Below are 10,894 nucleotides of genomic sequence, written 5' to 3'. Positions count from 1 at the left end.
TAGCCCGAAGGGCCTGAATTGTAGCACGGTCGCTAAGACTGAGTTGTTGGTAGTGCTTGTGAGTGTTAATCTGAGAGCGGGTCATAAAGATTCCTGCTTTCTTGTCTGGTTGCACTAACAAGAATAGGTCTTCATGGCCTTTTTGATCTAGTCGCTAAAGTGTTGCACTTGAATTGTAAACTGGGGTACTCTTTTTTTAATATTATACCGAAAACGCCACCCGACGAAAATCCGAAGATTTTCCTCAGGTGGCGTCTTATTGTGGAGTTATGTCACAACCCCGTTGATGTCCAATTTCTAAAAGAACTGGCTGTTATTTCATCTTACTCGGTTAAGCCTTAATTCGTTGTCGCAAGCTTCTTATAACTATCTAGCGCATCCGCAAGATCCTTGTCTTTAATCGTCACATGCTGGTTCTTCAATACCTGACTGATAACGCGTTGCATGATGCTTGAATCGCGAGACCATTTAGCGTAAACGCTGGCAGTTAGCGCCTTTTTACTGCTAGTAAAGGTGCCTTTGGCGGGATGGTTAATCATTTTAATAACTTCATACCCGTCTGTCACTTTGACTGGTGCCTGCGTGTAGTCACCATTTTTTAATTTGTAGGCAGCATCCTTAAATGTGGCATCGAGCGTTTTATTGTTTGATTCAAAACTAATCTTCCCGCCGTTATCTTTAGTCGCAGTATCAATGGAATCAGTTTTCGCAAGCGTGGCAAAATCCTTGCCAGCTGCTAAATCACTGATAACTTGCTTAGCAGTGTCCTCATCGCTAGTTAGAATATGCTGGACAGTCACTTTGGGCTGATAGGTCTTCCAAGCGGCCTTGAGCTGGCTTTCAGAAACCTTTTTTAACTTTTTCAGTGCAACTTCACTTAAAAAGTTGGTTCGTAGGCTTTCCTTGAAGCTACTGCGACTGAAACCGTTTTGACTTAAGAAAGCATCGAAATTTTCGCCGTATTGTTGTTTGTAGCTATCATAGGTGTCATTAACTGTTTTAGTGCTAACCGATTTTCCATAGGCATGATTCAATGCACGATAAATGAGCAAGTTAGCAAGCATGGTCTTTGTCGTTGGTGACTGTTTGAGTTCCTTGTAGAAGCTACTTTCAGTTACCTTGCCACCTGAATAGGTCGCAACTGTTTGGTCGGCCTGATTTGACTGACAACCGCTTAGCAGCAGTAAAGCAGTTGCGGTACTTGCCAATAATACTTTAAGGCGCATTTTTTTCTTCATCGACTCGGTCTCCTCTGAAATGCTTACAGTAAACGTTGTGTATTTATTCTAGCGTTGGCAATTGAGAATTTCAATGCAAATACTCATTTTCTAATAATGCTAAAAATTTCAAAACATCTATAGTCTGTAAACGGCTAAATAACAACGCTAAAGGTTAATTTACAGATAGCAACATTAATAAAAGGTTAAAATTTCCGTTGAATCTGGTTCTTCGAGAGTATATAATCTTAACTACATCAAGCGTGGGTTTGATTTGGTTCTGAATCTTTTGGGAAGTGGAGGGTATTGGATGCAAAGGAAAAAGAAAGGGCTATCGATCTTGTTAGCCGGTACAGTCGCTTTAGGGGCGCTGGCTGTCTTGCCAGTCGGCGAAATCCAAGCAAAGGCGGCTATCTCGCAGCAAACTAAGGGATCATCACTCGCAAATACGGTTAAAGCCGCGACTGCTAAGCAAGCGGCCACTGACACAACCACAGCGACAACGAATCAAGCGATTGCTACACAGTTGGCGGCTAAAGGTATTGATTACAATAAGCTGAATAAAGTTCAGCAGCAAGATATTTATGTTGACGTCATTGTTCAAATGAGCGCAGCGCCTGCCTCTGAAAACGGCACTTTAAGAACTGATTACTCCAGCACGGCGGAGATTCAGCAGGAGACCAATAAAGTGATCGCGGCTCAGGCAAGCGTTAAGGCAGCTGTTGAACAAGTCACCCAACAAACTGCCGGTGAAAGTTATGGCTATGTCGTTAACGGCTTTTCAACTAAAGTTAGGGTTGTTGATATCCCTAAACTGAAACAAATTGCCGGAGTTAAAACAGTCACATTGGCGAAAGTTTATTATCCGACTGATGCTAAGGCAAACTCGATGGCGAATGTGCAAGCCGTATGGTCCAATTACAAATATAAAGGTGAAGGCACAGTGGTCGCGGTTATTGACACTGGCATTGATCCAACACATAAAGACATGCGGCTAAGCGATGATAAAGACGTTAAACTAACCAAATCTGATGTTGCAAAATTCACTGATACCGCCAAGCATGGCCGCTATTTTACTTCAAAAGTACCATATGGGTTTAACTACGCTGATAATAACGACACCATTACAGATGATACGGTTGACGAACAACACGGCATGCATGTTGCTGGGATCATCGGTGCTAACGGGACAGGTGACGATCCAACCAAGTCTGTTGTCGGAGTTGCGCCAGAAGCACAGCTACTGGCAATGAAAGTTTTCACCAACTCTGACACTTCTGCAACAACCGGGTCAGCTACCTTGGTTTCTGCCATTGAAGACTCGGCAAAAATCGGTGCCGATGTCCTCAACATGTCCTTAGGATCTGATTCAGGCAACCAAACCTTGGAGGATCCAGAAATTGCTGCGGTGCAAAATGCTAACGAATCAGGAACAGCCGCCGTCATTTCTGCTGGGAACTCAGGAACTTCCGGTTCAGCAACTCAAGGCGTCAACAAAGATTATTACGGTTTGCAAGACAATGAAATGGTGGGAACGCCAGGGACATCACGAGGAGCGACCACAGTTGCTTCCGCTGAAAACACGGATGTCATCAGTCAGGCAGTGACCATTACAGATGCCACAGGTTTACAGCTTGGACCGGAAACCATTCAGCTTTCAAGCAACGATTTCACTGGTAGCTTTGACCAAAAGAAGTTTTATGTTGTCAAAGATGCTAGTGGCAACCTCAGCAAAGGGGCAGCAGCCGACTATACTGCTGACGCTAAAGGCAAAATTGCCATCGTTAAACGTGGCGAACTTACCTTTGCTGACAAACAAAAATACGCCCAAGCCGCTGGTGCTGCTGGCTTGATCATTGTCAACAACGATGGCACAGCAACACCGTTGACTTCTATTGCGTTAACCACCACCTTCCCAACATTTGGGCTCTCCAGTGTAACCGGTCAAAAGCTGGTTGACTGGGTCACAGCACACCCGGATGATAGTCTCGGTGTCAAGATTGCCCTGACGCTGTTACCAAATCAGAAATATACTGAAGACAAGATGTCTGACTTCACATCCTATGGGCCAGTTTCCAATCTTTCCTTCAAACCAGATATTACCGCACCAGGCGGCAACATCTGGTCAACGCAAAACAACAATGGCTACACTAATATGTCTGGTACGTCAATGGCCTCGCCATTTATTGCCGGTTCACAAGCATTGTTGAAACAAGCGTTGAATAACAAAAACAACCCATTTTATGCTGACTACAAACAACTTAAAGGGACAGCGCTCACCGATTTTCTTAAGACAGTTGAGATGAATACTGCCCAGCCAATCAACGATATTAACTACAATAATGTTATCGTATCGCCGCGGCGGCAAGGGGCCGGTCTTGTTGATGTGAAGGCAGCCATTGATGCATTAGAAAAGAATCCGTCAACGGTTGTCGCCGAAAACGGCTACCCGGCAGTTGAATTGAAAGACTTCACGAGTACGGACAAGACCTTTAAACTGACCTTCACGAACCGCACGACCCATGAACTAACCTATCAAATGGACAGTAATACGGATACTAATGCCGTTTATACATCAGCGACTGACCCTGATTCTGGGGTTTTGTATGACAAGAAGATTGATGGAGCAGCCATTAAAGCCGGCAGTGACATAACTGTGCCTGCTGGGAAAACGGCGCAGATTGAATTCACACTATCTTTGCCGAAGTCTTTTGACCAACAGCAATTTGTTGAAGGTTTTCTGAACTTTAAGGGTAGCGATGGTTCGCGCTTGAACTTGCCATACATGGGCTTTTTTGGTGACTGGAATGACGGTAAGATTGTCGATAGTCTCAATGGGATCACTTATAGTCCTGCTGGTGGTAATTATGGCACCGTGCCACTATTGACGAACAAAAATACAGGCAATCAATATTATGGCGGCATGGTCACAGACGCTGATGGCAAACAGACAGTTGACGATCAGGCGATTGCTTTTTCGAGTGACAAGAATGCCTTATACAATGACATCAGCATGCAGTATTATCTATTGCGCAATATCAGCAACATCCAAGTTGATATTCTTGATGGTCAGGGCAATAAAGTTACGACTCTCAGCAGTTCCACCAATCAGACGAAGACTTATTATGATGCTCATTCGCATCATTACATCTACTACAATGCTCCAGCGTGGGATGGTACCTATTATGATCAACGTGATGGCAACATCAAGACGGCTGATGATGGCAGTTATACTTACCGTATTTCCGGTGTACCGGAAGGCGGCGACAAACGTCAAGTGTTTGATGTGCCTTTCAAGCTCGACTCTAAGGCGCCGACAGTTCGTCATGTCGCTTTGTCAGCCAAAACGGAAAATGGGAAAACCCAGTATTATTTGACAGCTGAAGCCAAGGATGATTTGAGTGGTCTTGATGCCACCAAGAGCGTTAAAACTGCAATTAATGAAGTGACGAATCTTGATGCTACCTTTACCGATGCTGGGACAACGGCTGATGGGTACACCAAAATTGAAACGCCATTATCTGATGAACAGGCCCAAGCACTTGGCAATGGCGACAATTCGGCTGAGCTGTACTTGACTGATAATGCATCCAATGCCACTGATCAAGATGCCAGCGTTCAGAAGCCGGGGTCTACATCGTTTGATTTAATTGTGAACGGCGGCGGTATCCCAGACAAGATCTCAAGTACCACAACTGGCTACGAAGCCAATACTCAAGGTGGCGGGACGTATACGTTTAGTGGAACGTATCCAGCAGCGGTTGACGGTACTTACACTGATGCACAAGGAAAGAAACATGATTTGCACACAACCTACGATGCTGCGACTAACAGTTTCACTGCCTCAATGGCGGTCACGAATGCTGATTACGCCGCGCAAGTGGATCTATATGCCGATAAGGCGCACACCCAGTTGCTTAAACATTTTGACACCAAAGTTCGGCTGACGGCGCCAACCTTTACTGATTTGAAATTCAACAATGGCTCGGATCAGACATCCGAAGCGACCATCAAGGTTACAGGGACGGTTAGTGCTGACACCAAGACAGTTAATGTTGGCGACACCGTAGTAGCACTTGATGCACAACATCACTTTAGTGTTGATGTACCGGTTAATTATGGTGGCAATACCATCAAGGTGACCGCCACCGACGAAGACGGCAACACCACGACGGAGCAAAAGACGATTACCTCGTCTTATGATCCTGATGTGTTGAAGGATGCTGTGACGTTCGATCAAGGTGTGACATTTGGTGCCAATGAATTCAATGCCACCTCGGCTAAGTTCTATGACCCTAAGACTGGGATTGCGACGATTACTGGTAAGGTCAAGCACCCAACGACAACGTTGCAGGTTGATGGTAAGCAAATTCCAATCAAGGATGATCTGACTTTCAGTTTCACTTTAGATTTAGGTACTCTTGGACAAAAACCGTTTGGGGTTGTTGTGGGTGACACCACTCAAAACAAGACCTTCCAAGAAGCGTTGACCTTCATTTTGGATGCAGTGGCGCCAACATTGTCATTGGACAGCTCGACAGATGCACCGGTTTATACCAACGATCCGAACTTCCAGATTACTGGAACGGCCACTGACAATGCACAATATCTGAGTCTGGCAATTAACGGCAGTCATGTCGCCAGCCAATACGCAGACATCAACATCAATAGCGGCAAACCGGGTCATATGGCTATTGATCAGCCCGTTAAATTGCTCGAAGGCAAAAACGTGCTGACTGTTGCTGTTACAGATAGTGAAAACAACACCACGACCAAGAAGATCACAGTTTACTACGAACCAAAGAAAACACTGGCAGCACCAACTGTGACGCCAAGTACCACTGAACCAGCCAAAACGGTGACTCTGACGGCAAACGCTGCCGCAACGGGTGAAACGGTTCAGTATAGTGCTGATGGTGGCAAGACATATCAGGATGTGCCGGCAGCCGGTGTCACGGTCACGGCAAATGGCACCTTCAAGTTTAAGTCGACTGATTTATACGGTAATGAATCACCAGCCGTCGACTATGTTGTGACCAATATCAAGACTGATGATCCTGCACAATTGCAGGCAGCTAAGCAGGCACTGACTAATCTGATTGCTTCCGCCAAAACGCTAAGTGCCAGCGGTAAGTATGATGATGCCACAACGACAGCTTTAGCAGCGGCAACGCAGAAGGCACAAACGGCGCTTGATCAGACGGACGCCTCAGTTGATTCACTTACTGGTGCCAATCGAGACCTGCAAACTGCGATCAATCAATTAGCTGCCAAATTACCTGCAGATAAGAAGACTTCGCTGCTTAACCAGTTGCAATCTGTGAAGGCTGCGCTGGGAACGGACTTGGGCAATCAAACTGATCCAAGCACTGGCAAAACATTTACGGCAGCGTTAGACGACCTAGTGGCACAAGCTCAAGCAGGCACGCAAACGGCCGACCAGCTTCAAGCGAGTCTTGCTAAGGTACTTGATGCAGTATTAGCAAAACTTGCGGAGGGTATTAAAGCGGCAACACCGGTTGAGGTTGGCAATGCTAAAGATGCTGCAACTGGCAAAACTTGGTATGCCGACATTGCTGACACATTGACGTCTGGTCAAGCCAGTGCTGATGCGTCTGACAAGCTTGCACATTTACAAGCTTTGCAAAGTCTGAAAACGAAGGTGGCAGCTGCCGTTGAAGCGGCCAAGACGGCTGATAAAGGCGACGATACAACCGGTACTAGCGACAAAGGCGGCGGTCAAGGTACCCCGGCGCCCGCTCCAGGCGACACAGGTAAGGACAAAGGCGATGAGGGCAGCCAGCCTAGTTCTGGCGGTAATATCCCAACAAAGCCAGCCACAACGACGTCAACGAGCACGGATGATACGACTGATCGTAATGGTCAACATACATCCGGTAAGGGGGCATTACCCAAGACAGCAGAGACAACTGAGCCGCCGGCGTTTGGCTTCTTGGGTGTCATTGTGGTCAGTCTGATGGGGGTATTAGGATTGAAACGGAAACAACGTGAAGAATAGCCTGTTCATGCGTCGCGTTTAGGGCAGCAGCGTATCGACAAAAAGAAAAGCAGCAACCTATCATGGCTTTGAAGCCATGGCAGGTTGCTGCTTTTTAGGCTCTGCGTCAACTGGTGTTGAAGAATAAATGTAAGCACCTAATAACAGACCGGATATGAATGCCAGCTTCTGGGCGATATGATTGCCTCATCAGTAAGCACCCAATAACAGACCGGCTTTGATTGCCCCTTGCCGGGCAGTATGATTGCCTCATCAAATCTAAATTGGTGAGGTAATTTTATGGATGAGAAACCTGAGATTGTTCGGATCAAATTAGAGGATGACCAGCGACGGGCGCAACTGAGCACTGCCACCAAGGCCTTCCAAGTTAAGATCGACACCAACAAAACCGTCGTAGTCTATAACCATATCCAGGGCTATATCCTGGATGCCTTGATGAAGGCGGTGTTCGCTAATGCTCATTGATATCCACAAACTCAGCGGCATTTATTTGATTTGCGGTAAGACCGACTTGCGTCGTGGTATTGAAGGCCTGGCTGGAGTTATCCAAGATGAATATCAACTTGATCCGTACAGTCGCGCGTTGTTTCTATTTTGCGGGACCCGCAAGGATCGTTTCAAAGCCCTATATTGGGCCGGCGATGGTTTTATCCTGCTCTACAAGCGAATTGAGGACGGCCGGCTACAGTGGCCGACGAACCAAAATGAGGTTAAGAAACTCCACGCTAAGCAATTGGAGCGTCTTTTATCTGGTTGGGGACTGGAGTCGACGGTAAACCAATTTTGCCCACGAAATAATGGTAGAAAGCCCGCCGTACCAGTGGTACACTCGACCCAACATCAATGAAATGAGGGCTACGCCCATGGCCATTACGACAGAAGATCTGCTCAAACAGGCACTCGAGCAAAATCGGAAACTCATGAAACAAGTTCAGACGCTCACCGAGCAGGTCGCTTATTTAAATCGGAAACTCTACGGCTCCCATTCAGAAAAGATGACCGATCCTAATCAGTTGTCTCTTCTGGGAGATAACAGTGTTTTTACCGACCCAGAGCAGACTGGGCAACAAAGCGAAGAAATAGTCGTAGTAAAAGCTAAGCGCAAGCCGAAAAGCAGTCGCGGTGAATCAATCGATCCAAAATTGCCCATCGAGGAAACCGTGATCACTCGAGAAAGTGAGTTGTGCGATCATGGTCATCAACTGACTAAAGTTGGCAAGCATCTCGTGCGCGAAGTGGTCCACCACATACCAGGCAGATTGTATGTTGAGCGTCTCTTTGAAGAGACATATAAGTGTCCGGAATGTGAGCTTGAGGATGGTGTGAGTCACCTGTATCAAGGACAAGCGCCGCAGGCGTTGTTCCCGCACAGTCTCGCGACCTCGTCGCTAGTCGCTGAGTTACTCTACCAGAAATACGCGCTGGGTACGCCGCTTTATCGTCAGATATTAGAATGGCGCCGAGCGGGTCTTCTACTCAGTGAGACGACCATGACAAACTGGGTAATCAACGCGGCAGAAATCGTCAGACCAGTCTATGACCTGATGCACGAGTACCTCCTGTCAGAGCGGTTCCTGCAAGGCGATGAAACACCGTTCCAAGTGCTGAGAGAACCGGGCAAGTCAGCCAAGAGTAAATCGTACATTTGGGTAGAACGCAGCATTCGCCTTGCCGACCAGCAGGTCGTCTACTACGCTTATGGCAACACCCGCTCTGGTAAGTTCGCGCAGCGAATATACTCAGGCTATACTGGGGTCCTGCAGTGTGATGGCTATGCCGGATATAATCTTCTTGGCGACAGCGTCATCCGTGTTGGTTGTTGGGCGCATGTTCGGCGTAAATTCTACGACGACGCAGCGAAGGTCAAAGGCAAATTTACCAGCGCGAAACCGCTAGAGCTGCTCAACCAGATGTTCCACCTTGAGACACAATGGGCGCTCTTATCACCGGCCGAGCGCCTGAAATGTTGACTGGCGAAACTAAAGCCTCTGATTGATCAGTTCTGGGCTTGGTGTGATCAGGCCGCGCCGGCGCCGAAATCGCGACTGGGCATCGCCCTGACCTACGCTTTGAATCAGCGGCGCATGCTCAATCGAGTCTTGGAGTTTGGCGAGATTGATTTGAGCAACAATGCATCAGAGCGGAACATGAAGTCCTTCGTGATTGGGCGAAAGAACTGGCTGTTCGCCACCAGCCCAAAGGGTGCCGAGGCCAACGCCATCTGGATGACGATTGTTGAGACCGCAAAGGCCAACGGACTGGATCCAAGAACTTACATCGAACGTCTTCTGCACGAGCTGTCGCAGCTTCCCACTTCTCCTACGAGAGAACAAGCTGAGTCTTATTTACCTTGGAATCAGTATCTGAAGCCATCAAAACAAGAGATTGCTTGAACAACGAAGGGGCGTAATCCGAGAATGCGGATTACGCCCCTTCTTAGTTTGCAAGGCGGTCGGTTATTGGGTGCTTACGATCTTGCGCGAGTTCTAGAATCCGGCGATAATGAATAGCCATAACAAAAACCTCCAATATATTTTATGTACGCGGTTACATACCGCGTAATCATAGTATATCGGAGGCTCTTTAATTTATGAATGGTAACTTGCTTGGCAGAAGGTGGTAACTTGGGCGGCACTCGGTGGCAACATCTATGGCACGAGTGGCAACATCCGGTGGCCGCCTTCACTTGAAACAACGGATTCTGCGGATCTTTGCGGAATTTAAGCAGCGATACGGTGTTATGAAAATCCACCATGAATTGAATCTGGAACTTCAACCACTGCAGCTTCGGTGCAGTCCACGACGGATTTCCCGGCTCATGAAGGAACTTCTAAACAAAGTATAACAAAACTGCTTGCTAATGAATACTGAATGACATGAAATAAACACTGTATGAGTTTGGACACTAAAAAGTTCTTCGACTTACTCGGTTGAATTTGTTTTAAAAACCCTAGGCGATTTGAATGCCAGCCTCTAAGGTGTTATCCAATTTATAGATTCGTTCAACATCAATGACCACTACGCCAGCGCGTGGGAAACGGTCAAAAATGTTAGTTTGATCTAAAATATGATTAGCAAAATCATCTGTTTCATGAATATGAGCCGTTCCCTCAAAGCGAAATCCCTGTTGAGCTCCTCTATCAGCAACCGCAACCGCTGCCAAATGGTTGCTCGAGAGATTATCATAGGCTTGCCTGAAGGTATGCTCAAAGTAGATTAAATGTGAGTCATCTAAGACATGTAGTGAGCCCTTGGGACCAACTTGAGGTTTGCCATCTATTCCTGTTGTTGCTAGGAAGGGGAGCTGACTCTTTAACATATTCTTCATTTCTTCTGTAAGATTTACCATTTAATTTTCTCCGATCAACACGACATTACGCTTTCCAGTTACTTTTAGTAAGTATATTGCCGATATTCTGTTTTGTCAATATCCTATTTTGTCAATCCTATGTCCCCAGATGAACACCGCAGACTAGGATTGCTGAAAGGCTAACAAGATCCTTTTGCTTTTTAGATTAGTTAGGCAAACGTGTTTATATCCTTGGTCATACTCAGGATAGATGGGCATTGTGAGTGCAACGGGACTTAGTTGCTTGTATGCTAGGCAATGTTGGCCTTGATACAGAGGATCACACTGTTTCTGATCTGGATGATAACC

8 protein-coding genes and 1 pseudogene are annotated in these 10,894 nt (G+C 46.6%); 6 read left to right on the top strand and 3 right to left on the bottom strand.

Going from position 1 to position 10,894, the window contains the following annotated elements; genetic code table 11:
- Positions 1 to 338: 338 nt before the first annotated feature.
- Entirely contained in the window at positions 339 to 1,238 is a 900-nt protein-coding gene (locus JUF21_RS11050; protein WP_203664642.1) for a peptidylprolyl isomerase PrsA, read from the bottom strand.
- A 289-nt stretch (positions 1,239 to 1,527) separates the two neighbouring features.
- Here JUF21_RS11050 and prtP point away from each other — a divergent pair, with 289 nt between their 5' ends.
- From prtP to JUF21_RS12165, 6 genes and pseudogenes are all read left to right on the top strand, one after another.
- A complete protein-coding gene (gene prtP, locus JUF21_RS11045; protein WP_203664640.1) occupies positions 1,528 to 7,236 on the top strand; it encodes a PII-type proteinase in 5,709 nt (1,902 codons plus the stop codon).
- Between the two features lie 279 nt (positions 7,237 to 7,515).
- On the top strand, positions 7,516 to 7,701 hold the full coding sequence (locus JUF21_RS11040) for a hypothetical protein (protein WP_016379155.1): 186 nt from the start codon (positions 7,516 to 7,518) through the stop codon (positions 7,699 to 7,701).
- A complete protein-coding gene (gene tnpB / locus JUF21_RS11035; RefSeq protein WP_203632843.1) occupies positions 7,691 to 8,083 on the top strand; it encodes an IS66 family insertion sequence element accessory protein TnpB in 393 nt (130 codons plus the stop codon). The genes JUF21_RS11040 and tnpB overlap by 11 nt, the downstream gene beginning before the upstream one ends.
- Positions 8,034 to 9,437: pseudogene (locus JUF21_RS11030) on the top strand (IS66 family transposase); the annotation flags it as partial. The gene tnpB and the pseudogene JUF21_RS11030, both read left to right, overlap by 50 nt.
- Before the next feature lie 24 nt (positions 9,438 to 9,461).
- The gene (locus tag JUF21_RS11985; RefSeq protein ID WP_239061454.1) at positions 9,462 to 9,629 is read left to right on the top strand and encodes a transposase domain-containing protein; all 168 of its coding nucleotides are present in this window, start codon (positions 9,462 to 9,464) and stop codon (positions 9,627 to 9,629) included.
- Between the two features lie 257 nt (positions 9,630 to 9,886).
- The gene (locus JUF21_RS12165; RefSeq protein WP_374706453.1) at positions 9,887 to 10,081 is read left to right on the top strand and encodes an IS3 family transposase; all 195 of its coding nucleotides are present in this window, start codon (positions 9,887 to 9,889) and stop codon (positions 10,079 to 10,081) included.
- 105 nt (positions 10,082 to 10,186) lie between these two features.
- Here the strand turns inward: JUF21_RS12165 and JUF21_RS11020 are convergent, their stop codons facing one another.
- Together JUF21_RS11020 and JUF21_RS11015 are read right to left on the bottom strand one after the other, a co-directional pair.
- On the bottom strand, positions 10,187 to 10,585 hold the full coding sequence (locus JUF21_RS11020) for a pyridoxamine 5'-phosphate oxidase family protein (protein WP_008855217.1): 399 nt from the start codon (positions 10,583 to 10,585) through the stop codon (positions 10,187 to 10,189).
- Between the two features lie 123 nt (positions 10,586 to 10,708).
- Positions 10,709 to 10,894, bottom strand: a 186-nt coding sequence (locus JUF21_RS11015; protein ID WP_203664633.1) for a hypothetical protein, incomplete at its 5' end; no start/stop codon positions are given.

The sequence above is a fragment of the Lacticaseibacillus sp. 53-4 genome, assembly GCF_016861805.1.
Classification (GTDB): domain Bacteria; phylum Bacillota; class Bacilli; order Lactobacillales; family Lactobacillaceae; genus Lacticaseibacillus.
This window is presented reverse-complemented; position numbering and strand designations above follow the sequence as displayed.